Consider the following 24,652-nt stretch of genomic DNA (forward strand, 5'->3'; position numbering starts at 1 on the left):
TTTATTATACCCAAAATCCCTCATATTCGACTAGCGGCTTGCGCATTCTGTAAGAAATTAGACAATATATATGAATATATTTTTGGTTGATCATTATGCACTAAATGATTTGCAAACGGAATAACGGCAATATGTATATTATTGTTTAATTGTTTAAAAGTTGTAGCGGCTGTAACTTCATCTTCTGAATCTCCCCCGACAATACACAGTGTAGGTATTTGAAGATTAGCTACATCACCCGTTTCATGAAATGGGTACCAATCCTTAACTTGCCACGATTCAAGCAATCCTTTCCAATCACTTTTTACATGAATTTGATTCATATAAGTTACAACTTCTTCATTTTCCATCAACTGTTGATGACACTTCGCTTCATATTCCTGAGATTCTTCCCAATTATCTCGCTCAACAGGAAAGATACCTGAAAAAGTTAATGTCCTCACTTTATCTGGATATTTTTTTGCAAATAATAAAGCGGCTAATCCCCCTAGTGAAACACCCGCTATATGACAACTATTAATTCGCAAATGTTCTAGCGTATCATTTATATCATCAGCAGAGCAAAGAAAATAATTATCTAATGTACCTCCTGATTCGCCATGTCCTCTTAAATCAGGACGAATTACTTTAAAATGCTTTTCTATAAAAAATTCTACCTGCTCTTCAAACTCTACTAAACCTGTCATTCCACCAGAATGTAAAAGCACGATTGGTTCCCCTTCGCCTGAGATGTGCGTATGTAAAATCATTTATTCCCCTCCGATTATAATGAATATTCTGTTTATTGATTGTATATCGAGTACATTTCTATTACTAAATAACAAAGAACTATAACATATTCAAACCACGTCATAGTTCTTTCTATTTTAAAAACATAAACCAGTTTATTAATTTGTCAATTTCTTGGCTGAGCTCTATTACTTTTTCATGTTGAAGTCCATAATTTGAGACTAGATTCAATAATTCTTCTTTTTTCAATTCAATTACTTTTTCTAACTTTACTAATTCCATGTCGTCTTTATTCGCTCCAATTTCAAAATATATGTATTTTAGTATAGCCTACTTACATAATAAGTAAAAGTAAAATACGCATGTAAAACCTTACAAATATAAAAATAATATACAATCAACAAAGAAATTTTAAATTTTGCCCCTTTATACAGATCATTGACTTCATTACGTATTAATAACAAATCGGAATTGTTCTAAGGTTATATCTTTATATTCCGGAGCTCTCTTTATATGATCAAAATAACTATATGAGAATTTGAAAACATGTCCAAAATCCCAATCAAATTCACTATAGTCTTTTAGCCAAAATTGATTTTCAGTTGGTAATACGTGAGCACGTTTAGATTCAATTAAAGGTAAATGATCTATAGGAGAATGTAGATTTATTTCAGTATTCAGCATAAGTTTTTTACTAGCACGCAGTACGTATACTAGTTTTAAAAGTGGACGTATTCCTCTTTGAAATATATATTTATATCCTAAATCATACATTATATTAATTGCGTGGGAAAAAGTAAGCATATGGCCAATTAAATCATGATGTGATTCTGCTCTATAAATAATCTTAAACTCCGATAGTTCATTTAAAATAAACTTAGATAATTGTTTTGGATTTCTTAATTCACTTTGTATCTCGTCATATATACTTAATTTTTTAACTTCTTTCGTCGTAAAACCAATCCACGATCTACCGGGAATTGTTTTTTGAAATGATAATATAAGGTCAGTTATCCCTTCTATTGCTTGATTATCGCCCCATTTTTGTAGCTCTTTCATAGCTAATAAACTTAATGCCGCATAAATAACGTTATGCCCCACCCAATGAAGTTCATCAATTGTATTTTCCAATGATTTTATTATCATTTTTTCGGCACTTTGAAAATCAATTTCTTCTTTACCATCGATGATTTCATCTTATTTTTGCTTGTTCAGCATCATTTTTGTATGAGAATGCATATTACGAGCTATCTCTTCTTCAATATTATTATCTTTCATGAAAAAATAACTAGCAATTGCAGCTCCCCCGTAATGTGCATGCCAAATATCATTTGTTTGTTTTTTGCATTGAGAAATAATTGAAAGGCCGCCTTTTAAAACACTTTTACCTTCCATTTTCTATCCCCCATTATAAAACTCACTTTATACTCATCCTAAAGATGGCGTTAATACAAATAAAATGTGATTCGATTCATCACTTTTATTCAAAAATCGATGCTTCACGTTTGGCGGGATACGCACAACATCACCTTCTTCTAAAAAATATTCTTTTCCTTCTAATTCCACATACACTTCCCCTTTCATGATAACCGCAATCTCTTCCTTATCTTCATGTGAGTAGTGACTTTCCGTTGTGTTTGCTTTTTTATTTAAATCCATCATCAACATTTCAATACGTGCTTTCATAAAATCAGGTGTTAATACATCATATACAATGTGATCATTATTTTCCCGATATACTTTTTTTCGATCTTTTTTCTTAGAAATGAGTGAATCTGTATCAATCTCATTAATAAAAAGTGTAAATAGCGGTACATTTAATGCTTTCGCAATTAATTCCAATACACTTAAAGAAGGGTTCGCATATCCTCGTTCAATTTGACTAATTAGTGAAGTACTAATCCCTGCATAATCAGCAAATTCACGTATTGTCATATTATTTTTCTTACGATAACTTAATACAGTTTGTCCGAGTCTATCATGTATCATAGTAAAAACTTCCTTTCGTCCATCATATTGCATGTTTCGTTGCCTTTGTGCTGACATACTAAACAAAGGCAACTAATCCTTTCCTATCGTCTCAGGGTCTTATATACTTACCTTTGTACATTATATCGTATTAAGTTTATTATAATAAACATTCTATCGGAGGGACAGACTTTGAAATCACCTATTCTTTCATATTTCATCTTATTTTTCGGTGTATTCGCCTTATCAACTTCAGCAATTTTTGTGAAATTGGCAGATGCTCCTGCGGCAATCATTGCTTTTTATCGATTATTATTTGCTACAGTAATTCTGTTACCGTTATTACTATTTAATAAAAGGAATCGAAACGAACTAAAAACATTATCGAAAAAACAATGGGGATTCGGATTTCTATCCGGGCTATTTTTAGCTGCACATTATGTACTATGGTTTGAATCCTTACAATATACTTCCGTAGCAAGTTCTACAGTTATCGTAACGTTACAACCTTTATTTTCAATGATTGGTGGTTACTTTTTATTTAAAGAGAGATTTACGAAAGGAGCGGTTATCGGTTGCCTCATTGCCATTTCAGGAAGTATCGTCATTGGTTGGCAAGATTTCCAAATTAGTGGCGACGCTTTATACGGAGATATTTTAGCATTTATGGCGGCCGGAATTATTACAGTTTACTTTTTCATTAGTCAACACATTCGTAAAGATTTATCTCTTATACCATATTCGGTAATTAGTTATGGAAGTAGTGCATGCTTTCTCGGTATATTTGCTTATATGCAGCAACAATCTTTCATCCATTACTCTACGCAAACTTGGTTGTGTTTTATTGGCTTAGCGTTTGTTGCAACGATTTTAGGGCAAACAATTTTTAATTGGTTATTAAAATGGATGAGTGCTACTGTTATCTCGATGAGTATTTTAGGAGAAACAATTGGAACTTGTATTCTAGCCTATTTTATTTTGAGTGAAAGCATTACTTTACAACAAGCACTAGGAATTTCAATTATTTTCATTGGATTAACATTATTTTTATTACAACCGAAACTACCGAATCGCAAATAACAATTAAAAAAGCATGACATTGATTTGTCATGCTTTTACATATTAATTATGTACAATTAAACCATCAGGTCTAAAACGACTCATCATAATTTCATTTATAAACTTTCCGTGAGCCTTCAAATTCCCTACCTTTACCCCTTCTACTACAAATCCGAATTTTTCATATAGATCTTTTGCTTTCGGATTCGTTTCTAAAACACCAAGTTCTACTCTCTCTAACATTAACCAATTATCAGCTAAATTAAGCATTTTTGTAAGAAGTGCTTTGCCAATACCTTTATTATGATATTCACTGTCTACCCCAATAAATAAATCGCCTGAATGAGATCTTCGTCCGGGACTTTGTGTTAAGCCAATAAAACCTACTACTTCCCCGTCATACTCTGCAACATATTCAGATTGATTTGGTGCTAAGTTTCGAATTCTATTTTCCATAGCGTCTACACGCATACTAGGTAAGAAAACCATATAAGGTAAAACCTCATCCTGTATACATATACGATGAATTGCTCTAGCATCTTGTATTTCTACTGCTCGTATATTGATTCCCATATTCGTCCCCCTCCATATAAATACCAATATATTATCTCATTCTAGAACCCTACATTAAATCCTTTCTCACCTGTATTTCTTTATGTTATTTTTACACAGCTATTTCGGTATAACACTTATTTTCCAAACATCTTATCCTAACAACCGATACGCTTTAAATTTTCACCTTATTATATAACTCAAGCAAATTTTCTATTGGGATACCATTTATTTTCATACCAGTTATATCACAATTTACTATTTCAATATTTTTCAGGTTACTATTATGTATTGTACTACCTTCCAAATCACAGTTTTCAAATGAAATAGGTTCCTTCTCATCTCCAAGACTTGTATTTTGGAATTGCACTCCACCTAATGTCACCCAATTAAATTTACTACTAGAAAGATTTAAATCTGCATATGAGGACCTTCTAAAATTTATATTTCTAAACTTTGATTGACTTACATTACAATTACTCATATTCATATGCATTATATTACTACCAACAAATGCACTATTTTTTAAATTTACTTGATAATATTCTGTATTAACCAAATTACAGTTTTCGTATTGACCATTTTTCATATCTTTATTTTTAATTAGGTTCTCTCCAACTGCATCTACATTTTTTCTTTTTACATAGCAATACTCATCTTCAGATTTAAACATTATTTCATAGCCCATTTTTTTATAAAAATGATGATTATTAATTTGTCTACTAGATGTTTCGAGATCCCAAATCCTTATGTTCGGATATTCCTCTTCTATTAATTTAATAACATATGATCCAATTCCTTTTCCTTGATAAACAGGCTCTACAAAAATACGATCAATTCGACCGTACGACTTACCAGAAATCGTAACTATAATTCCCCCAATTATTTTTTCATCCATTATCACTTTGTAAGAATCCAATTCTTCGATTGAATATTTCATCATTTCAATTGAAGAATAGCCTGGTGGTTGGATGTTATAATCAATTACATCATCTTGGCCGTATAACCATCGCTTCGCTTCTTCATCAAATGTTCTTTTCATTATTTCTGTTAACTTTTCAGCATCTAAAATTGTAGCTTTTTCTATAGAAATTATTGTCATTTTGTTTTCCCCTTCATTGTTATAATCCGATTACTTGTGTGAACGATATAGTTATTAATTTACTTTTGTCTTTAATATTTTTCCCATTATTACATATGGAACATCACTTTCACTTGGGTGAAATGGCTCTAATACATCCACCCAATCCAATCTTTTATATAAAGAACGCGCTTTTTCATTGTTTATTTGTGTTGTTAAAATACTCGTTCTATTTGAAATCCCTTCTAATAATTCATTATGTAACTTCATTCCAAGACCTTCATTTTGATATTGTGGGTGAACCGCTAACTCTACAAATTCAAAACAATCTTGCAGCCACTGATCTACTTGCTCCAGATGTAATGCTTCTCTCATTAATTGATTATAGTACTGTCCCCCCATTGAGCGATAACCATAAGTAAAACCAACTACTTCATTTTCATCATTTATTGCTACTATACCTTTAAAATCTACATATTTTATATGTCTTTTCATTCTCTCAATCATTTCAGTAAAATTTGTTTTCTCAAATGCTTTACAATACAATTTTGCCATATTATTAATTAGGTTTTCATCTTTTTCAATACGTATGAATTTCACTTTACCTTCCCCCTATTAAAACATTTGAACCCTTAAATAATTATAAAATAAAGAAAATTAAAACCAATCACTCTCTTTACTATTAAACTACAAATCAACCTATATTTTCCACCATTACCTAGTATGAATGAATAAAAAGAAGAGAACATGTAATATACGTATGTTCTCTTCTTTTTATTTTAACGCTTATTCATTTTCAATTTTATATAATTAATAATTAGATATTACTTAAGCCATTCGTTACAAGTATTAGCTAGCTCCTGTAAATCCTCTATAAATTGACTCGCATGATATCCATCACAAGCCGCATGATGTACTTGCAATGAAACAGGTAGCATAACCCTGCTTCCATCATTGAAATATTTCCCACAAGTAATAATTGGTAATAAAAAATCACCATCATTATTAATATTTAAATTAAATCCTGTAAAACTAGTCCAAGGTATACCAGAAATCGGAAAAACATTTGGCGGAATATTTTCTTTCGTGAAGAAACCATGAACATTAGCATAACATCTCATATCCTCTTCATAGTTTTTATAGAAAATGTGAAAATCGCTAGAATAATCCGTCCATATACTTGAAAAAGATTTATCATCTTTATGAAAGATTGTATAACTAGGTATCATTTCCTCCCAATACCCTAAAACTCCTTCATCATTAAAACATGTTCGAAATTCTGTATGTTTATTTATCACTTTAGAAATTACATAAATAAAAGTCGGATAAAATTTAATTTCCTTTTGATGTATTTCCTCTAGCATCATCGTAATATCAACATTCGCTGTCATACTAAACGAACACTTTAATTTTAAATAATGTTCAAAATACTGCTCTCTATTCCAATTTGCTCTGTCAATTACATGAAACTTCATTTCATTAGCCTCCTAAAATTTCATTTTTATTTTAGAAGGCTAACTTTCTTGTTTTCACCACACTTGCTCACTCCTTATAGTTTAAATTTATACTCAAGTTTTTATTTAATTATATAACATTTGCAAAAATCCATTCACATATTTCTTGAAATCCATCCACATACTATTAATAAAGTGAAACTTTAATCAGTGGAGGGGCACTTCATCCCCCACTGATTATTAGTTGAACCAATCGGGCTTTTACGGGCAGTTGATCTTCTTTGTTTTCGCCGAATTTTGAGGTGGAGGTCTTACTGCCCGTTAATGCGGGATAAATCAAATGACGTTTGGAGGATTCAAACATGAATGACAAAAGTGTAAATAAAAAAGAAAATGTTATCGAAAACACTACCTCTATCCAAAATAATAATAATACTGCAAATCTTAATATCGAAGAACAAGCAATGAACGGCTTATATGGAATGCCCGAAACAACCATTGAAGATGCTGATCACGTTGTAACTGATGATTTGACTTCAAAAAATTAATGAACTACATAGAAAAGAGCCAAGGAAAATATCCTTGGCTCTTCTCTATTATATATCCAATTTTTGTACTTCTTCTCTCTTTTTAGAAAGTTTCCCTGGCCAAAAAGCAAAGCGGCCTAAAACAACTGTGATTGCTGGTACAAGTAATGGTCTTACAATAAATGTATCTAGTAATACACCAATTGCAGTTACAATACCAAATTGGACAAGAACTTGAATTGGAAGTGTGCCTAACACTGCAAAAGTCCCTGCTAAAATTAAACCTGCTGATGTAATGACACTTCCTGTTTGCATTACGCCATTTTTTACAGCTTCTACATGACTTTGATTCTTTCTATTTTTCCATATTTCTGAAACCATAAAGATATTATAATCTTCACCTAAAGCAACTAAAAATACGAATGCGTATAACGGTATCGCACCTTGTATTGCTGGAGCTCCCATACCAAAATGAAGTAATATCCATCCTGCTCCTAATGCAGAGAAGAATGATAAAACAACTGTTGCTATTAAATAAATCATCGCTACAATTGATCGTAAGTAGCCAAGTAATAGTAAAGCTATAATACTGATCATTACTGGAATAATAACTGCTTCATCACGTTCCGTAATTTGTTTTGTGTCATATAGTGACGCTGTTTCTCCACCAATCCACAATTGATCTTCAACATTATTAATCCCCGCATCTTTTAATACTTTTTCTACACTATTTTTCAATTTAGGGATTTGATCTAGCGCTTCAATAGAGTACGGATTTTCCGCTAAAGAAACTTCATACATTTGTATTTGTTTATTGTCTTTTCCCTCTTTTGGCTCTTTCACTGTATTTACAAAAGAAAATTTCTCAATTTCTTGTTTAATAGGAAGCTCTTTTCCTTTCGTATCAACAACAATTTTTACAGGTGCTAGTTCACCAGCCGAAAAATGATCACTAATCAACGTAAACCCTTCACGTGAAGGCATATCTTTTGGAAATGATTCTAATAGGTCATAAGTGTATTGAATGCGCGGTACGAATGAAGCTAATCCACCTAATACAAATACGGTTAACATTATAATTGTCCACGGTCTTCGTACTACAATATCTCCAAGTTTTTTACTAAATAGGCCTTTTGATTTTTTGACTTTTACTACTTTCTTTTTCCTTCTTGCAAACTCTTCATTCATCAAAGTTGTTCTCGGTATAAACGGGAAGAATGCAACTCTGCCGAAAATTAATAAAAATGCCGGAAGAATTGTTAAAGCAGCAATCCCCATTATGAATACAGCAACACTAAATGGTACTGCAAATCGATGAAAGGCACCATACTGAGCAAGTAATAATGTTCCTAATCCCAGTACAACAGTTAAGGCACTCATTATAATTGCCCCGCCAGATGCTTTAATCGCAAGTTGCAGCGCTTTATATTTACTTTCTTCTTCTAACAAGTACTCTCTATATCTCGAAATTAAAAATAAACAATAGTCCGTTCCAGCACCAAACAATAATACTGTCATGATTGATATCGCCTGGGCATCTACTTTAATCCATCCGTGATCGGCTAAAAAACCAAGTGTAGGACTAATAATACCGTATGCAAATCCCACAACAAGTAAAGGTAAAATTGCTAAAATTGGTGAACGATACAATAAAATTAATAAACCTAATACGAGTAATACGGTAGCAACTAATAATTTCACATCTGCTTGACTAAATAAACTAACTGCATCTGTTTGAATACCTACAGGTCCAGATAATCGAGCATGTAAACCAGAATCACTTATCTTTTGTTTGAATGGATCTTCTTCCACTTTACTATTCACTATTTTTCGTAACTCTTCTAAATTACCTTTTAATATATCCGTTCCAGCAGATTTATTAAAGAATACCGGTGTAACAAATGATGTACCATCCTTTGATGCGCTTTTTGATAATACTTGCTCTGGAATTGTATCAAATGGTGGTAATGTTGATTGTTCTTTTAAAGGACTGGCCTTTAATTCTTTATAAACGTCTTGTATGAGTTTATAATCCTTTGACTGTAATCCACCATCTCTATGCCATACTACTAACAACGGATTTCCTGCATTATTAGGAAATTCTTTTTTCATAAGTGCTTCAGCTTGCTGTGACATAGCTGTTTCAGGTAAATTTTTCGGATTCGGCTCTTTCTTACTATTTACTTGTGGTAACGTAAATGAAAGTACTAATGTAATAAGAATCCATACCGATAATGTTATCCATTGCGTATTCTTCCCTGCTACAAGCTTTCCTAACATATGTAACGGGTGCTTTTTCATAAAAACCCACCTTCCTTTTTCCTTCCAATATTAATTATATATACTGGTCAGTTAATTAATCAAGAATGATTAAAAATTATGTTATAATTATCTCAATAATAAATGTCAGGAGCGAATGTAGTTGGAACAAAAACAACGTCCTCTCGGAAGGCCTCGTCAAAATAAAAATACAAAATCTACAAAAGAAATCATTTTAGAAGTTGCAACTAGGTTATTTCTCACTCAAAATTATCAAGTTGTTTCGATGGATGAGGTCGCGAAAGAATGTGGTGTTACAAAAGCAACCGTCTACTATTACTATTCAACAAAAGCGGATTTATTTACCGCTACTATGATTCAAATGATGGTGCGAATAAGAGAAAATATGGATCAAATCCTCTCTACAAATAAGAATTTAGAAGAAAGATTATTGGACTTTGCTACAGTATACTTACACGCAACGATGGATATTGATATGAAGAACTTTATGAAAGATGCAAAACTATCGTTATCTGCAGAGCAATTGAAACAATTAAAAAATGCTGAAGATAGCATGTATGAAGTATTAGAAAAGGCACTCGATAATGCAATGCAAATTGGAGAAATCCCGAAAGGAAACGCTAAATTTACGGCTCATGCATTCGTATCTTTATTATCAATCGGGAATTTTAAAGATGAAAATCACAATCCTATTCTTGCAAATATAGATGAATTAGCAAAAGAAATCGTTTCGTTTTATTGGAATGGGTTAAGTCATTAAAATTAAATAGATTTCCTTTAATAAAAGAGCATGTTTGAATTTTTTTCAAACATGCTCTTTTATTATTTATTTATATACTAGTATTCAGATGATACTTTAGCACTATTTAACAAAAAAAATTTATCCTCAACTTTTACAATTTTTGAAGTTGAACATTTATATTCTCCTTACTTAATCCCCCATGGTAACAAACTACAGATTCGATATCTAGATTTAAATACTTCTCTAAAGATTGTTGTGCTTCCTTTACATTTAGTGTAGTTGGGGCATGAACTCCTCCTAACTTTCCATTCAAACTATACATAGAGTCCCCAGCGACAAGAGTTTTACTTTGTTTCAAATATAAACTTATATGACCCGGTGTGTGCCCTGGAGTATGGAGGATTAGTATCCCACCGCAATATGGAAGTTCTTGCCCATCAATCACAGTAGTACTTACTTTTCCTTTTGGTGGATTCTCTACATTTCCATCTTTCAATAAAGGTAAATCCCCCTCAATATATGGCTTATCTAGCTCATGCGCATAAACTTTAATATCGCTTACACCGTTCTCCAATAATTCAGGAAGGCTACCTATATGATCTATATCCTGATGCGTCAAAATCACGACTTTTAGCTTTTCAAATGATACCCCAATCCTCTCCATCTCTACTTGTATATCTCTAAATTGTCCAGGAAAACCAGTATCTATTAAAACTGCCATTTCATCATCCCATAAAAGAATCGGGTGAATAATATACTCTTGAAACTCAAGATATAGCATTCCTACTCCTTTAGCAATCTCCATACAGTAATTCTCCTTTATAATGAAGTTTGAAAATATGTACGATTACACCGAGAATTTAAAGCCCTGCTATCTTATAATTTGTTTTGTCATCCCAATAGAGAATGCCTGAAACCCTATAGCTTCATAGTAAGATTGCAATTTATCTACACACATTAGTTGCGGAATAACCTTGTTTTGTTCACAGTGCTGGATTAATCGTTCTACTATTTCTTTTCCAATACCAATGGACTGATATTCTGGCAATACACATACACCACAAATAACACCTGTTATTACTCCATCGGATATAACACGCCCCATCCCAATTAATTGTTGCTCTTTAAAAACATAAATTGCATACCAACTTTGTTTACACATTTGTTCCAATTCGTTAACCGTTAATTTAAGAGAATTCCATCCTAAAGATTCGTATAAGACTAATAATCCATTAAAATCTGTAGGATGTTCACTTGTGTAGCGTATACTATTTTCCATGTAATACTCCCTATTCTCTGGCTTGTTTATATTTCATAAAACTACCCTTTATAAAAAAATTCTGATCGACGTGAAAATAACTAGTACAAACTTCAATAAGAAAAATAGAATTCCTTCTCAACATAAAATAAAAAGAAGTTACCTCACCAGAGTTAACTTCTTTTATATAAGACTATCATTATATTATCAACCAAAAATCATACAGCTACATACGATAAGAACAAACAAAACTAATAAACTATTTGAGAAATAACCCACAGAATATTACCCCTTTATTTAATTATGTAATAGATTTTATCATAAAATGATTTACAACATAATAACTGAAAAAGACATTGCATTCATTAGTTATATATGTTTAGTAATATTTTATTTCCGGCCATATTCTTCTTTCCTAAAACCACTTCTAATACTCCTCTACTTTAGTTCACATAACTACAAAAACAACAAAAAAAAGACCTCAATAAATTTATATTTAGGTCATAGATGTTAAATTTAATTTAATTAAATCAAAGACAGGAACATATTTGATATGTTCCTGCCTTTTTATTATGGGGGACCGATACATAGTCATCTAGCTAAAAATTTGAAGTACTTCAAATTTTTTTCGTTTTGGTGAACGATAAGTTTCTTAAAATGCTGGCGTTGGCGTATCGCCAGCATTTTTGAAGAAAAACACGCTAAGCAAAAATAAAATAAGCCATCCATTTGGACAGCTCATTTACATAATTCTCGTTCTCGGAAGTTATTTAAGTCTTTCTAGTTTTGAGATAGCTTGTTTTAATTCCTCACAAACATCTTCATTGTGTTCCTTTAGTAGTCTATTAAGTAATACAGGCAAAACTGACTTATCACCAATCTTACTTAATACGTAAGCTACATATTCTCGAATTTCATCATTTGGATCGTCAATACAAGTCAATAAAGAACTAATTAATCTTATATCCGGAAAGAATTTAGCTACTTCTGTTCCCCAGTATCTTCTACCTTCATGTTTATCTTGTATAGCTCTAATTAGGTATGGTACTACCTCATCGTTACTAAACTCACATAATACACCTGTTGCATGGTCATATACACCATAACAATCATCTAAACTAAAGGTCATCATAATAGGCTCTATGCAACTTGGATGTGGATTCTCCTCAAAATATGTAATTGCACTTGCGTATTCATCTATCATTTCTTCAGTTAAATCCTCGTCATCAGGCATAGGAGAGTATTTTTCAAGTATTTGAATGGCTTGTTCTCGATTCATAATTTTCACCTCTAATTTATTGTATACCACATTCATGCTCAATTAACATAACGCATCATTATCGGTAGCAAGGAAAAGGCAGATTCCTTGTGAAAGTGGGGATCTGCCTTTTTCTTTTTCTATGACTCTATTTATTTTTTTATACATTCCTATCCTGGTGTGGGTTTTAAGGTTTTCGTTTGTTACTAGATTAACCAAAAAACTTTATAAAATCTTGCAACATATACTAAATCACTTATCCTCTCTCTTTATCGCTCATTTATTTTAATAGCTTTCTTATTCGAAAAAAGATTTTTAAAAATTCCTACCCCTACAATTAATAGACCTATTCCAACTAATTTATTTATTTGTAATGGTACGCTCTCCATTCCAAACCATCCGAATGTATCGATACACAATGCAACGACTAATTGAGTAATAAGGCTAATTAACACCGTATACGCTGGACCTAAACTCTTTATTGCGCCCATTATACAAATAATTAGTCCAATGCCAAACAATCCACTTATATAAAATAAATAATTTGCAGTATAAAAATTAATGATAATACTTTTCTCTGTAATGATATAAAATATAACAGAACTTATGAGACCTATTCCAAGAACGCATGTAGTTGTTAACCACTGTCCTACATTTTCATTCACTTTCGTATTAAAAACAGATTGTAAGCTAATTAATATTCCAGCTAATATAGCTAAACTAAATCCAATCAAAATCTTCCTCTCCCTTTCATTACTCATATATATTATTTTTAGAAACTTCCTTCATTCTAAAAAATTCTTTAATTACAATAACTCCATTTTTCTTTTCAATTAATTTTTCTTTATAAAATTTTTGTAACACCCGAATTACGTGCCTATAACTTACTCCTATAAAATCCGCAATACTTGATACCGAAGTTGAATCCAAATCCTCTTTATACATATTCCCGTTACTATCTGTTGAAATTGAAAGTAAATAACTAGCTACACGTACTTCTACAGGATAAAGTAAATTAAGAGCTGTAAAACGGGTCGATATTTTTAACGTGTTCGCAATGTTTTCAAACAAGAAGTTCATAAATATAGGATCATGTAATAACTTGTTTCTAATAACTGTATTAGAAATGGAGATAGCTACAACATCTGAACAAGCTTCAACGACATTATGCGTCTTACTTTTTTGTATTAATTCAATATCGCCAACAACTGCCAATGGATTAATAAAACGAAGGATGAGTTTCTTTCCTTCTGGTGTAATCGTGTAAACTTTTACTTTACCTTTAACAACGAAATACAAACGATCCATTTCATCATCTATATTGCAAATAAGCTTGCCTTTTTCAAAATGATTTACTTGAAAATAATCAGTACTTATTCCTGAAAAAATTTCAAGCATATTATAAGCTTTCAAATATTGAATAATTAATTCTGATCTATTCTCCACTTTCATTTCCTCCTTTCATTTACATATTAAATACAGCAATACCTATAATCATTACTATTGTTCCCACAATGTGATATCTCTCCATTGCTATCTTTTTTATATGAAACAGTCCTTTCATTTCAATAACAGTTGCTGTTAATAATTGTGCAACCAAAAGTGTTCCAGCTGTTAATGTAACTCCCATTGAATATATCGCCATAGTTTCTGCACAAATAATCAAACCACCGAATGCACCGGCTGCTAAATATACTTTTTTCACACCCTTTAAATCCATTACTTTCTCTTTTTTCTTTACCAAAAATACAGTAGTGGCAATAAGAAACCCAATTAAATGCGTTATAATACTCGTTGACCATATGCCGATATGTGAACTAAGTTTCGCATTAAAGGTTCCTTGAAGTGTTATAAATAGACCAGCAAAAATAGCAAATACAATGCCCTTCAAAAAATCATCTCCTAATTTTCTATTTCTGACTTAATTAAAAGCTATAATCCTACAAAGGCAAAAGGACAAATGTCACATTACTATGAAAATAACTGAGAATGAATAAGAAAAAACACACCTCAAAATATTTGAGATGCGTTTTTATGATTTCATCTATATATAATGTTTTATAAATAATAACTACTCTATATTAACAGGTTTATTCTTCATAACAAACTTTGCAAATAAGAAACGTACTAACGGTCCCATAATGATTAATTGTAGTGGATACGCCATCATGAAGTTTTTAATAAAAATTGAAAAGTAAATAGAAATAAATGAGTCACCATGTAGCCCGTTATGTAAATACATCATAGCCATACCAAGAAATGACATAAAGAACACCATTCCGATTACCATTGCTGTCGCCATCGCAAGTATAATATTTATTTTCTTCGATTTATCAAATGGTAACGCGAATACAATTTTTTTCGCACAAGGTCCAACGATACATATTTCAATTAATAGTGCAATCATAAATCCAATTAGTAATTCTAATGCGATCTCCTTAATATGAATTGGCCCTCCTGCTCCATTCAATAATATATTGTAAAACGTCATAACTATAACCATCCCGAGGCACATCATCATACCAAATTGGAGGTTTTCCTTTCTTGTCGTTGGCAATTTTCATCATCCCTTCTCTTTGAGTCTTTGTCATTATATCGATATTGGAAACTTCTTCGTAAGTGAACATTTTGTGAACAAATTTAAAACGTTTTCATATTTTTTCTTTCCTCTCAACCCGAACTCTCACTTTTATTTATAAAGGTTTTATATATTTCAATGTCGAATTATTAAATTTAACATTGAAATATATAACTTCTAGGAGGAGAACCATGCATGAAACAGAATTTTACGCTTATCACATCGTTACAAGGAAAAAAATGAGTGTAGGACAAATCATTCATTTTGACAAAAATCAAACAAATACCCTATATCGCTTCTTTTTTGAAAGAGCGCAATTAAATTCTAATGGTGAAGATTCGATGCAAATTTTAAAAAATCATTATACAAATGGCGGATTATATATAAAAAATGAAAATGCGAAAGTAGTTATGAGTTATATGGATCAAACAATTAGAGCGGTCAGAGAAACGATTGTAGAAATGGTTAGGCTACAAGAATATCCTGAATACCCTTCCAGATTATCTTGCTTATATGCTGCCAAAAACTATGAAGATGCTTTGAAATGGAAAGCATTATTTGATTCCTACAATCGAGAAGTTTTGCAGATTGTTAAACTACAAGTGACTGGAAATTCTTTTGAAGGTGACGGTAATCTTTTACCGAAAGAAGATGGTATTCCATTCTCTCAAAAAATTGAACAAGCTAAAGAGTATTGGAAGGGAAACGTTGAAAATGAACTTCCTGAGCTATTGATTAATGGGAAAATTGAAGTAGTGGAAATTATTGATGACTTTTCATCACTTCAAATTTAATTTCAAAAAGAGTATTGCACTTACTCTCAATACTCTTTTTGTGTAATTTAATGCCATTTGATTAGATTTGTATTTTACAGATTGTTCATTTCATAGCCATTTACAAAAAACGTTATTGTTTCTAGTTCATCTTCATTTAATTCTCTATCTATATCTCGTTTAAAAGCTTCCTTTATCTTCTCTTCATCGCCTTTATGTATTTCCGTATAAGTTCCTACTGTTTTCAGCAAATGCATCTCTTGTAAAAACTCATCCCGATTTATAGCTGTCCCATGAGAAAGAATATATGTCTCAGCATCAAATTTCTCTAATTCATCTATTAATTTAAACGTTCGTTTCGTCGTATAATTCCACTTCGAAGAAAAAATATCAGCATATATACAGTCTCCTAAAAACAATATCTTTTCTTCTTTCATATACATAACAACAGAGTCATGTGCATGATCTCCGCCAACATGTTTTAACACGCATGTCACTTCACCAAGATCTAATTCAAGTTGATTCTGAAACGTTAAGTTCGGTGGGATAATTTTAATATTTCTTGGTTGTTCACTAAACTCTTTTTTGATACAATCCGCACAAAATTCAATTTCTGTACCTTCTTCTACTCGTGCGTTCAACGCATCATCTGTCCATTCATAAGATACTAATGTCTGCATCTCCTTTTTCGTTTCAGTATGTGCAATAGTTAATGCATTTTGTAGTATAGACAATCCAAAAATATGATCCCAGTGCCAATGCGTTAGTGCCACAAAATCAGGACTTGATACATTCTGTTCTTTTAACATTTCTAAAAATAATTGTGCATGTGCTTCTGAATTCCCTGCATCAATCATTAAAGTTTTTTCTTTTCCAACGACCATTCCTAATATAGGTCTATCCGTGTCAGAAACAGGTGTCATATACCAAAATGAATTTCCTATTTTTTTAATTTGCTGCATAATTAGTACCTCCATTTATTTATAAGTAAAACAAAAAAATTGTTTTACTCGATAGGTTATAGTTAGTAATATTAAAATCACAAAAAAGCTCTCTTTTTAATTCCATTTTTTTTCGTTTCTATATTTTTCTCTTTCTATTGACGATAAAACTTTGGCGATGTTCCTCCCCCATTATAATTATCGTATATAATTAAAAGAAAATCACTGATCTTTTTTTGATACAGAAACTCCTATAGAATACGATTAGATAAAATGAATACACGTTCCAGTTCCTATACACAACAAATACACAAAGTGGGTAGATAGGTTTTAATGGTGTTGAAACTAAATATATTAGCAATTATATGTATTCGTTCAGTAATAAAAAAAGATTTCTTATTCACTATTCGATATATAGATGAGGGATAAATATGTTATTCAAAGAATTTGATAACAAAAATATGCCAGTTATCATTCTCCTTCATGGTGGTGGACTGTCATGGTGGTCATTAAAACCACAAATTGAAGCATTGAAAAAAGAGTATTATATTGTTACGCCTATTATTGATGGACATGGCGATGATTGGAATAATACTTTTGTAAGTATAAAAAAATCGGCCGAACAGGTTATTAATTATATAAAAGAAAATTGTAATGGAAAAGTTTTTGCGATTTGTGGTCTTTCTATTGGCGCTCAAATCGTTGTTGAAATAATATCTCAAGAATTTGATATTACAGAGAATGCTGTTATCGAAAGTGCGTTGGTTTATCCTATGAAAATAGCAGTCACATTAACTGTACCAATGTATAATGTGTGCTATGGATTAATTAAAAACAGATGGTATGCAAAACTACAGGCAAAAACATTAAATGTACCAGAGGAATTATTTGGAACATATTATGAAGATAGTTCACGAATGACAAAAGAAACCCTAATTAATATTACGAAAAGCAATGGAGACTATCCAATCCCTTCAACATTATGCAAGACTAAAGCCAAAACATTAATATTAGTTGGTGAGAAAGAATTATCAATAATGAAAAAATCAGCAGCTCTACTTCACGCTACCATTAATGATAGTTTGCTAAAAGTCATAAAAAAAAATAGACATGGAGAAATTAGTTTAATTCATCCAGATAAATACCTCGATATAGTACAACATTTTTTAAAAACAATATAAAATAAGCGATTCTTTTGGAATCCCTTTAAAAATCTCATATACTCCCACATCTTCAAGTTACTTTTTACCTTATTGGGCAGTGGCAAAAACAAGTAATATACTAACATATCCTAATCATTTCACATTCAATTTCATTTACATAAACATACGTATTACAAAAATATAAAAAACTTACTATTGATGCTTTTATTTAAACTAAAAATTAAAACGGTAGTTTCGGCTACCATTTTATTCTTAATTCCACTTTTTTTCTTTTCTAAACTCTTCTCTTTCTATTGACGATAAAACTTTGGCAATGTTAGGGCGTTTAAATGGTGATAATAAAATGTTGTCAAAATAATCTTCTTCATAGAAAACGTTCCACGGAAAAAGTCCGTAATAAGCATTTGCTAACTCAAGAAGAGTGTCGTCACTATAACTCATTGAACCAGCAACATCCAATCCACGATGTTGCCTAGGAACCTTCTCCACATCAATCCTTACATCTGCATTGTCAATCACCTTCCAATCACCCTTGTCTAATGAACTAGAGAGTACTGTTAATACGGAGATAAAAGAATGATTTGAAACCTCTTCTACATTTGGAATGGTCTCTGTATTTAAATCAAATAGTCCACAAACAGGACTACCAAAAGGTTTCCATAATACCTGTCCAAACCCATATGTACCATTACTAAGATTAAGCCAAAATATGTCTCCCACTTTCCACTTTTGTTTTTTAGGGCGTTTGTGAGAAAGGAGCTTCTGTTCAGCTTCTGTCATTTCTTCTTCTGAAATCGTAACATTAATTACTCCATTAATAATTACAGCAATCTTAAGTATAGTAAGAGCATTAGTAGTACGAATTACTACCTCGTTTGAATCTTGACCAAAATCTATACGCTTGTATAAATCTTTTTCTATCTCGTTTCTAAGTATTTTTCGAAACTGTTTTAATGCATCGTAGTTTGTTTCAATTTTTAATATCTCTGCTAAGTCCTCAACAATAAAAAAGTATGAGGATGTTGCATCTGGAAGAAAAATATCTATTTTACCTAATGAAAAAATCATTTGAAATTCACCTACTTAAAAACAATATACATACTGTATTTTCTTTAGCATGTCGTATCTTTCCTTATCCATTTAAATAAGTATCCCAATCATAGTCTTCAATCTTATAAAATCTACCTCTATCATTTCTTTCATATGCACATAAAGATGGTTCCCCAATAAATTCTAAAATAGAATCATCCATATTCAATATGACTCCAATTGAAATAATTTGAAAGTTTTTAGGATTATTTACATAGTCATCACTTTCATAGCCACTTAATATTGACCAGCCAGAGTCACCTTCTTCTCTTGAATCCTCTTTAAGCATAAAGTTAAATTCTCTTTTTTCAAGTACATCATTACTAACAATTACCTTCGTATCAAAATAAAAATCCCAAGCTTTTGAAGCTGGATCGTTATATTCCGTATCACATATATTTTCAATTCCAAATGAAATTTTATCACCTATTTTTAAATCTAAGCGATATGGTTCATTGCTCAGTTCCCCTACAAACTTCTTCTCATTTCTTTCAGTGATTTCAACCCACATTCTTTCACCATTAAATCCATCTTCTTCCTCATTTTTAGATACAAAAATTAGCTTTACCAAATCTCCAACCTTTAATTTCTCCAACACTTCTGAGCTAGGAAGGTAGAATGTATACGGCGCTTCTTTATTTAATTCATAAACATTATCTAAGTACCAAGACATTTTTTCTCTCCTTAAAGGCTTTTACACTCATATTTATTAAAATAATACTATTTTTTCTTCCGGCAAACTACTACCATTGAATAACAATCCTCTCCTAACTCATTCCCTTCCCAATCATTATATATATGTAGCAACTCGAACCCGTTCAACTCTAACAACCTTTCTAATTCTTGCGGGTACGTATAACGAAGATCTATCGTTGTTTTTATTTCCTCTACTAGAGTATCACCCTCATAAAACCTTCTTGTGGTTATGTAGTGCTGTATTTGCTGAATTGAATCATATGTCATTTCAGTATATAGATCACATTTTCTTCCCTTTTCGTCAGTAACAGTAGTCCAATATTCTTCTGTAGATGGTTGTATTAATTCTTCTTTTGAAGGAAAACGTGTATCGAATATGAATATACCATTCTCAGCTAACACATGATGAATAGATGTTAATAACTGATTTTGATGAGTATTCGTAAGAAAATGCTGGAATCCGTGTCCTACCATAAATGCTAACGGAATTGTTTCATTCATTCTTAATTGTAAACAGTCTTGTTGTAACCATTTTACCTTCTTACAATCCGTAGTTTTTTTCTTTGCTTCAGCAAGCATTCCTTCATGTATATCTACACCAATCATTTGATATCCATTTTCTATAAATGGAATTGTAACCCTTCCTGTACCACAGGCAATATCTAGAATCCATTCATTTTGTATATTTAGTTTTTTTGCCCATGATAGTAAAAACGGAAAATCTGACAAACTTTTATTTTCAATATCATACCGTTTTGGATTTTCGTATTCAGATAAACTCCATTTTGTTTGCATTTGTATTCTCCATTTCATTTCAATATATAAATTATAATGAATTTACAGTTTTTTCTCTATAATTAATCATAATAATTTGGACTAATCTAACTTTCCTTCTCGTAAGCTAAAAACAAGGGTATAGAATCGGAGTGTGATACTATGGAACGATTATGGATTCCAATGATTGTTACGTTTTTTTCATTCGGTGGATTACTATTAGGCGGTGCTGTTGGAATAGCAACACGCCAGCTAATTGAAGAAAAAATGCATCGTTTATACGCATTATGTGGCGGCATTTTACTTGGGTTATTATCACTTGAAATTATTCCTGAAACATTTTCAAGCTATGAAATAATTGGGCCTATACTTGGTATAGCTATCGGTATTTTAGTTATGAGCTTATTAGATAACTATTGTCATCATCCAATGATACATAAAAAGGATCAACAAGCATGGCAAACCTTCCTTTTTCTCTCTTTCGCTATATTTATTCATAATATACCGAGTGGATTTGCGTTAGGTACAGCTTTTATAAATCATAATGACTCTGCCATTCCGTTTTTAATAGCAATTGTCGTTCACCATATTCCAGAAGGATTAGCATTAATTATTCCCTTTCTCTTTACAAAACATAAATGTATTTCCTTTTTATTAACAACTTTATTACTTTCTCTTATTCTCGGAACTGGTACAGTTTTTGGCATTTTTATGGAAGGAAAAGCTCTTCATTTACAAGGACTCATTATGGGAAGTGCTATTGGTTCACTTGGATATGTCACAATTCATGAAATGCTTTGGAAAGCAAAAAAACAGCTACCTTTCCTTCCGTTTCTATCGTGGTCTATTAGTGGATTTTTACTAATAATAGTATTTACACTATTCGCCGGTCATCATTAAAGATAAAAATTTTATCAATTGTATATTTTTCCTTTTTCTCCAAAACATAATAGTATCTACCTATTAAAAGGAGGAACAATTATGTTTGGAAAAACAGCCGGTGAAGCATTAGTTGATCTATTAATTGACTGGGGAGTAGAACATATATACGGAATGCCTGGAGATTCCATCAACTCTATTATTGAAGCTTTAAGAAAAAAACAAGATAAAATTAAATTCATTCAAGTTCGTCATGAAGAAGCTGGCGCATTAGCAGCGGCTGCCTATGCAAAATTAACAGGAAAACTAGGTGTTTGTATGGCAATCGCAGGACCTGGCGCTATTCATTTATTAAACGGTTTATATGATGCGAAACTCGATAAAGCCCCGGTATTAGCAATTTCAGGACAAGTGGAATCTGATTTACTCGGAACCGATTTTTTCCAAGAAGTAAACTTAGAAAGAATGTTTGATGATGTTGCGGTTTATAACCAACGCATTATGTCAGGAGAACAACTACCTGCTGTAGTGAATCAAGCGATTCGAATGGCATATACGAAAAAAGGTGTATCTGTTCTAACAATTCCAGATGATGTTCCGAAATTCGAAATAAAAAATGGTGCTCGTGTTACAAACACTTCTTTTACATTGCCTGAGTTATTTCCGCAAGAAAAAGATTTACATGCAGCGAAACTCGCAATAAATGAAGCGAAAAAACCTGTTATTTTAGCCGGGAAAGGAGCAAAACATGCAAGAGAGTCTTTACTTGCATTTGCAGAACACATTGGTGCTCCAATCGTACTTACGTTACCTGCTAAAGGGATTATTCCTGATGAACACCCTCTTTGCATCGGTGGGTTAGGATTAATTGGAACAAAGCCTTCTTATGAGGCAATGAAGCATGCGGATACTTTAATTATGGTTGGTACTTCTTATCCGTTTACTGGTTTCTTACCTGAGAAAGCAAAAACACTTCATATTGATACAGATCCGGCTCAAATCGGGAAACGTTATGCGACAGACATCGGCTTAGCTGGTGATGCTGATAAAACATTAAAATGGTTAATTGAAAATGTAGAAAAACTTGAAGACCATACTTTCTTAGAACACCACCAAGAAATGATGAAAAAGTGGGAAGAAAAATTACACAATCAAGAAGAAGACTCTTCCACTCCAATTAAACCACAGCGAGTTATGCACGCTCTGCAGAAAGTAGCAGAAGATGACGCAATTCTATCAGTCGATGTCGGAAATGTAACAGTATGGACAGCAAGACACTTCCGTATGACGAATCAGCAATTTATCATTTCTAGCTGGCTTGCCACGCTTGGTTGTGGTTTACCTGGTGCCCTTGCTGGAAAAATTGCTTTCCCGGATAAACAAGTATTTGCAGTTTGTGGTGACGGCGGATTCGGAATGACAATGAATGACTTCGTAACAGCTGTTAAATATAAACTACCAATCGTTGTTGTTGTATTAAACAATAATAAAATTGCTATGATTAAATTCGAACAAGAGGTTATGGGTAATATTGAATTTGGTACAGACTTAGCGAATCCTGATTTCGCAAAATACGCAGAGGCGTGCGGTGGTATTGGATACCGTGTAGAACATTTAGATGACTTACTTCCTGCCTTTGAAAATGCAGTAAAACAAAATAAACCGTGCATTATTGATGTAGTTGTAGATGTAAATGAAGCACCAATGCCAGCAAAAATCACATTTGGTCAAGCTGCTGGTTATACGAAACATATGATAAAAGAATTATTTGAAGAAGGTAAGATTGATTTACCTCCACTCTAAACGAAAAAAGATAGCTGAAAACAATTTTTCTTCAGCTATCTTTTTTTATTTTTGCACCTCTCTATGAAATGAAAAATCATTCATGGTAGGCTGTATTAGTTTCTCTACTTTCACTTCTTCCTTCTTCCGATTCGCTCTTCTAACATTTCCTAGCTTAATCGCATCTTGCATACTATTACTAATAAGATTTCCTGACAAAATTGTCATACTATAGAAAGCGATTGGTATAAGTACAATCCATGTATGTGTAGTTAAGTGACGGAAGTTTTGTCCGATTAAACCTGTCCACTCTTTTGTTACACTATCTGCTTCTGTACCAAAAATTATTGTTCCGCCAAAAAATAATTCTAACAAACCAAGATGCAAGAGGAGTAATAAAGTACTTACAAATTGCTGGGCTACTAATAAAAGAAATGATGGTAGCATATGCGGCCATACATGACGTTTCAACCTCTGCCACTTACTCCCGCCGAGCACAGTGGCCGCCAACATAAATTCTTCATTCTTAATACGTTTTACTTCTTGCGCTACATACAACATAACAGTTGGTACAGCAAGACACGCAAGAACCACTACTTGAAACGTAACTCGCAAATGAAACGGAGCAGCCTCCTCTCCACTTTCAAACATTAAAACTTCATGTAACATAAAATAGGAAATCATAATCATCGGTACAATGCTAAACGGATCAAAAAAAGATGAGATAACTGAAAATGAGCGTTTACTGTACATACCAAGCAATAAACCAATAGTTCCGCCAATTACTACACGTAAAATTGCGATAACGATACTAGCACCAACTGTCCATTTCGCTCCTTCTATTATTAACTGAAAAAGGTCGCGTCCTTTTTCATCGCTTCCGAACCAAAATTTACTCGATGGTGAAAACGGAGCAGCCTCTAATTCTCCTTTTTCGTTATACATCATCGTTAATTCGCGAATATTCCCGTCAAAAAACACCGTATTTCCAATACTAACAAGCATTAGTACACTCAAAAAAGTAACACCTAGCCAAAATCTCACATCTCTTTTTACAACTTGCCACATG

27 protein-coding genes and 1 pseudogene are annotated in these 24,652 nt (G+C 32.1%); 7 read left to right on the top strand and 21 right to left on the bottom strand.

The window, feature by feature from the left end; genetic code table 11:
- Positions 1–20: 20 nt before the first annotated feature.
- The 4 genes and pseudogenes from JDS80_RS20120 to JDS80_RS20135 all read right to left on the bottom strand — a co-directional run bounded on the left by JDS80_RS20120 (position 21) and on the right by JDS80_RS20135 (position 2,718).
- On the bottom strand, positions 21–749 hold the full coding sequence (locus JDS80_RS20120) for an alpha/beta fold hydrolase (protein WP_071745591.1): 729 nt from the start codon (positions 747–749) through the stop codon (positions 21–23).
- Positions 750–861: 112 nt separating this feature from the next.
- Entirely contained in the window at positions 862–1,011 is a 150-nt protein-coding gene (locus JDS80_RS20125; RefSeq protein ID WP_000424364.1) for an aspartyl-phosphate phosphatase Spo0E family protein, read from the bottom strand.
- Positions 1,012–1,176: 165 nt separating this feature from the next.
- Positions 1,177–2,124, bottom strand: a pseudogene (locus JDS80_RS20130) (hypothetical protein).
- Positions 2,125–2,157: 33 nt separating this feature from the next.
- Complete coding sequence (locus JDS80_RS20135; RefSeq protein WP_071745590.1) at positions 2,158–2,718, bottom strand: helix-turn-helix domain-containing protein; 561 nt, start codon at positions 2,716–2,718, stop codon at positions 2,158–2,160.
- 171 nt (positions 2,719–2,889) lie between these two features.
- On the opposite strand from JDS80_RS20135, the gene JDS80_RS20140 reads away from it, so the two are divergent.
- Complete coding sequence (locus JDS80_RS20140; RefSeq protein ID WP_199639848.1) at positions 2,890–3,777, top strand: DMT family transporter; 888 nt, start codon at positions 2,890–2,892, stop codon at positions 3,775–3,777.
- Positions 3,778–3,819: 42 nt separating this feature from the next.
- On the opposite strand, the gene JDS80_RS20145 is transcribed toward JDS80_RS20140, so the two are convergent.
- From JDS80_RS20145 to catA, 4 genes are all read right to left on the bottom strand, one after another.
- Positions 3,820–4,329 (bottom strand): GNAT family N-acetyltransferase, encoded by a 510-nt coding sequence (locus JDS80_RS20145; RefSeq protein WP_199639849.1) that lies wholly within the window; start codon positions 4,327–4,329, stop codon positions 3,820–3,822.
- A 154-nt stretch (positions 4,330–4,483) separates the two neighbouring features.
- Positions 4,484–5,410: a GNAT family N-acetyltransferase gene (locus tag JDS80_RS20150; RefSeq protein WP_071771451.1), complete on the bottom strand. Its 927-nt coding sequence runs from the start codon at positions 5,408–5,410 to the stop codon at positions 4,484–4,486.
- A 54-nt stretch (positions 5,411–5,464) separates the two neighbouring features.
- Positions 5,465–5,989 carry a GNAT family N-acetyltransferase gene (locus tag JDS80_RS20155; RefSeq protein ID WP_071745586.1) on the bottom strand — a complete coding sequence of 175 codons (525 nt, stop codon included), beginning with the start codon at positions 5,987–5,989 and terminating at the stop codon, positions 5,465–5,467.
- 224 nt (positions 5,990–6,213) lie between these two features.
- On the bottom strand, positions 6,214–6,864 hold the full coding sequence (gene catA, locus JDS80_RS20160) for a type A chloramphenicol O-acetyltransferase (RefSeq protein ID WP_071745585.1): 651 nt from the start codon (positions 6,862–6,864) through the stop codon (positions 6,214–6,216).
- Between the two features lie 341 nt (positions 6,865–7,205).
- On the opposite strand from catA, the gene JDS80_RS20165 reads away from it, so the two are divergent.
- Positions 7,206–7,391 carry a DUF4021 domain-containing protein gene (locus JDS80_RS20165; RefSeq protein ID WP_071745584.1) on the top strand — a complete coding sequence of 62 codons (186 nt, stop codon included), beginning with the start codon at positions 7,206–7,208 and terminating at the stop codon, positions 7,389–7,391.
- Between the two features lie 48 nt (positions 7,392–7,439).
- Here JDS80_RS20165 and JDS80_RS20170 read toward each other — a convergent pair whose 3' ends face one another.
- A complete protein-coding gene (locus JDS80_RS20170; RefSeq protein WP_199639850.1) occupies positions 7,440–9,671 on the bottom strand; it encodes an MMPL family transporter in 2,232 nt (743 codons plus the stop codon).
- Between the two features lie 121 nt (positions 9,672–9,792).
- On the opposite strand from JDS80_RS20170, the gene JDS80_RS20175 reads away from it, so the two are divergent.
- Positions 9,793–10,410 (top strand): TetR/AcrR family transcriptional regulator, encoded by a 618-nt coding sequence (locus JDS80_RS20175; RefSeq protein WP_071745582.1) that lies wholly within the window; start codon positions 9,793–9,795, stop codon positions 10,408–10,410.
- Positions 10,411–10,543: 133 nt separating this feature from the next.
- Here the strand turns inward: JDS80_RS20175 and JDS80_RS20180 are convergent, their stop codons facing one another.
- The 7 genes from JDS80_RS20180 to JDS80_RS20210 all read right to left on the bottom strand — a co-directional run bounded on the left by JDS80_RS20180 (position 10,544) and on the right by JDS80_RS20210 (position 15,465).
- The gene (locus JDS80_RS20180; protein WP_071745581.1) at positions 10,544–11,197 is read right to left on the bottom strand and encodes an MBL fold metallo-hydrolase; all 654 of its coding nucleotides are present in this window, start codon (positions 11,195–11,197) and stop codon (positions 10,544–10,546) included.
- Between the two features lie 66 nt (positions 11,198–11,263).
- Positions 11,264–11,671: a GNAT family N-acetyltransferase gene (locus JDS80_RS20185; protein WP_071745580.1), complete on the bottom strand. Its 408-nt coding sequence runs from the start codon at positions 11,669–11,671 to the stop codon at positions 11,264–11,266.
- Between the two features lie 745 nt (positions 11,672–12,416).
- Complete coding sequence (locus tag JDS80_RS20190; RefSeq protein WP_071745579.1) at positions 12,417–12,965, bottom strand: HEAT repeat domain-containing protein; 549 nt, start codon at positions 12,963–12,965, stop codon at positions 12,417–12,419.
- A gap of 212 nt (positions 12,966–13,177) precedes the next feature.
- On the bottom strand, positions 13,178–13,642 hold the full coding sequence (locus tag JDS80_RS20195; RefSeq protein WP_071745578.1) for a DMT family transporter: 465 nt from the start codon (positions 13,640–13,642) through the stop codon (positions 13,178–13,180).
- A gap of 19 nt (positions 13,643–13,661) precedes the next feature.
- On the bottom strand, positions 13,662–14,354 hold the full coding sequence (locus JDS80_RS20200) for a Crp/Fnr family transcriptional regulator (RefSeq protein ID WP_414645845.1): 693 nt from the start codon (positions 14,352–14,354) through the stop codon (positions 13,662–13,664).
- A 19-nt stretch (positions 14,355–14,373) separates the two neighbouring features.
- On the bottom strand, positions 14,374–14,799 hold the full coding sequence (locus JDS80_RS20205; RefSeq protein WP_199639854.1) for a DMT family transporter: 426 nt from the start codon (positions 14,797–14,799) through the stop codon (positions 14,374–14,376).
- 180 nt (positions 14,800–14,979) lie between these two features.
- Positions 14,980–15,465, bottom strand: a complete 486-nt coding sequence (locus JDS80_RS20210; protein ID WP_098889936.1) for a DUF2798 domain-containing protein — start codon at positions 15,463–15,465, stop codon at positions 14,980–14,982.
- A gap of 212 nt (positions 15,466–15,677) precedes the next feature.
- Here JDS80_RS20210 and JDS80_RS20215 point away from each other — a divergent pair, with 212 nt between their 5' ends.
- Positions 15,678–16,280 carry a DUF2441 domain-containing protein gene (locus JDS80_RS20215; protein WP_071745574.1) on the top strand — a complete coding sequence of 201 codons (603 nt, stop codon included), beginning with the start codon at positions 15,678–15,680 and terminating at the stop codon, positions 16,278–16,280.
- 74 nt (positions 16,281–16,354) lie between these two features.
- Here the strand turns inward: JDS80_RS20215 and JDS80_RS20220 are convergent, their stop codons facing one another.
- Positions 16,355–17,221: an MBL fold metallo-hydrolase gene (locus tag JDS80_RS20220; protein ID WP_071745573.1), complete on the bottom strand. Its 867-nt coding sequence runs from the start codon at positions 17,219–17,221 to the stop codon at positions 16,355–16,357.
- A gap of 410 nt (positions 17,222–17,631) precedes the next feature.
- Between JDS80_RS20220 and JDS80_RS20225 the strand changes: the two genes are divergently transcribed.
- Positions 17,632–18,381 carry an alpha/beta fold hydrolase gene (locus tag JDS80_RS20225; protein WP_199639855.1) on the top strand — a complete coding sequence of 250 codons (750 nt, stop codon included), beginning with the start codon at positions 17,632–17,634 and terminating at the stop codon, positions 18,379–18,381.
- Positions 18,382–18,615: 234 nt separating this feature from the next.
- Here the strand turns inward: JDS80_RS20225 and JDS80_RS20230 are convergent, their stop codons facing one another.
- From JDS80_RS20230 to JDS80_RS20240, 3 genes are all read right to left on the bottom strand, one after another.
- The gene (locus tag JDS80_RS20230; protein ID WP_199639856.1) at positions 18,616–19,431 is read right to left on the bottom strand and encodes an Imm26 family immunity protein; all 816 of its coding nucleotides are present in this window, start codon (positions 19,429–19,431) and stop codon (positions 18,616–18,618) included.
- A 64-nt stretch (positions 19,432–19,495) separates the two neighbouring features.
- A complete protein-coding gene (locus tag JDS80_RS20235) occupies positions 19,496–20,125 on the bottom strand; it encodes an immunity protein Imm33 domain-containing protein (protein WP_071745571.1) in 630 nt (209 codons plus the stop codon).
- Between the two features lie 47 nt (positions 20,126–20,172).
- Complete coding sequence (locus JDS80_RS20240; protein WP_071771440.1) at positions 20,173–20,961, bottom strand: class I SAM-dependent methyltransferase; 789 nt, start codon at positions 20,959–20,961, stop codon at positions 20,173–20,175.
- A gap of 123 nt (positions 20,962–21,084) precedes the next feature.
- Here JDS80_RS20240 and JDS80_RS20245 point away from each other — a divergent pair, with 123 nt between their 5' ends.
- On the top strand, positions 21,085–21,822 hold the full coding sequence (locus JDS80_RS20245) for a ZIP family metal transporter (protein WP_199639857.1): 738 nt from the start codon (positions 21,085–21,087) through the stop codon (positions 21,820–21,822).
- 81 nt (positions 21,823–21,903) lie between these two features.
- Complete coding sequence (locus JDS80_RS20250) at positions 21,904–23,604, top strand: pyruvate oxidase (protein ID WP_199639858.1); 1,701 nt, start codon at positions 21,904–21,906, stop codon at positions 23,602–23,604.
- Positions 23,605–23,649: 45 nt separating this feature from the next.
- Here JDS80_RS20250 and JDS80_RS20255 read toward each other — a convergent pair whose 3' ends face one another.
- Entirely contained in the window at positions 23,650–24,651 is a 1,002-nt protein-coding gene (locus tag JDS80_RS20255; RefSeq protein WP_098889931.1) for an ABC transporter permease, read from the bottom strand.
- Position 24,652 lies beyond the last annotated feature (1 nt).

The sequence above is a fragment of the Bacillus cereus group sp. N8 genome (assembly GCF_016483685.1).
GTDB lineage: Bacteria > Bacillota > Bacilli > Bacillales > Bacillaceae_G > Bacillus_A > Bacillus_A proteolyticus.

Bases quoted from the DNA above. Each gene is read 5' to 3' on its own strand.
- JDS80_RS20225 (WP_199639855.1), top strand. From the start codon at position 17,632: ATGTTATTCAAAGAATTTGATAACAAAAATATGCCAGTTATCATTCTC.
- JDS80_RS20145 (WP_199639849.1), bottom strand. From the start codon at position 4,329: ATGGGAATCAATATACGAGCAGTAGAAATACAAGATGCTAGAGCAATT.
- JDS80_RS20120 (WP_071745591.1), bottom strand. From the start codon at position 749: ATGATTTTACATACGCACATCTCAGGCGAAGGGGAACCAATCGTGCTT.
- JDS80_RS20125 (WP_000424364.1), bottom strand. From the start codon at position 1,011: ATGGAATTAGTAAAGTTAGAAAAAGTAATTGAATTGAAAAAAGAAGAA.
- JDS80_RS20165 (WP_071745584.1), top strand. From the start codon at position 7,206: ATGAATGACAAAAGTGTAAATAAAAAAGAAAATGTTATCGAAAACACT.
- JDS80_RS20245 (WP_199639857.1), top strand. From the start codon at position 21,085: ATGGAACGATTATGGATTCCAATGATTGTTACGTTTTTTTCATTCGGT.
- JDS80_RS20235 (WP_071745571.1), bottom strand. From the start codon at position 20,125: ATGTCTTGGTACTTAGATAATGTTTATGAATTAAATAAAGAAGCGCCG.
- JDS80_RS20230 (WP_199639856.1), bottom strand. From the start codon at position 19,431: ATGATTTTTTCATTAGGTAAAATAGATATTTTTCTTCCAGATGCAACA.
- JDS80_RS20240 (WP_071771440.1), bottom strand. From the start codon at position 20,961: ATGAAATGGAGAATACAAATGCAAACAAAATGGAGTTTATCTGAATAC.
- JDS80_RS20150 (WP_071771451.1), bottom strand. From the start codon at position 5,410: ATGACAATAATTTCTATAGAAAAAGCTACAATTTTAGATGCTGAAAAG.
- JDS80_RS20215 (WP_071745574.1), top strand. From the start codon at position 15,678: ATGCATGAAACAGAATTTTACGCTTATCACATCGTTACAAGGAAAAAA.
- JDS80_RS20170 (WP_199639850.1), bottom strand. From the start codon at position 9,671: ATGAAAAAGCACCCGTTACATATGTTAGGAAAGCTTGTAGCAGGGAAG.
- JDS80_RS20250 (WP_199639858.1), top strand. From the start codon at position 21,904: ATGTTTGGAAAAACAGCCGGTGAAGCATTAGTTGATCTATTAATTGAC.
- JDS80_RS20190 (WP_071745579.1), bottom strand. From the start codon at position 12,965: ATGAATGTGGTATACAATAAATTAGAGGTGAAAATTATGAATCGAGAA.
- JDS80_RS20220 (WP_071745573.1), bottom strand. From the start codon at position 17,221: ATGCAGCAAATTAAAAAAATAGGAAATTCATTTTGGTATATGACACCT.
- JDS80_RS20255 (WP_098889931.1), bottom strand. From the start codon at position 24,651: ATGTGGCAAGTTGTAAAAAGAGATGTGAGATTTTGGCTAGGTGTTACT.
- JDS80_RS20135 (WP_071745590.1), bottom strand. From the start codon at position 2,718: ATGATACATGATAGACTCGGACAAACTGTATTAAGTTATCGTAAGAAA.
- JDS80_RS20180 (WP_071745581.1), bottom strand. From the start codon at position 11,197: ATGGAGATTGCTAAAGGAGTAGGAATGCTATATCTTGAGTTTCAAGAG.
- catA (WP_071745585.1), bottom strand. From the start codon at position 6,864: ATGAAGTTTCATGTAATTGACAGAGCAAATTGGAATAGAGAGCAGTAT.
- JDS80_RS20185 (WP_071745580.1), bottom strand. From the start codon at position 11,671: ATGGAAAATAGTATACGCTACACAAGTGAACATCCTACAGATTTTAAT.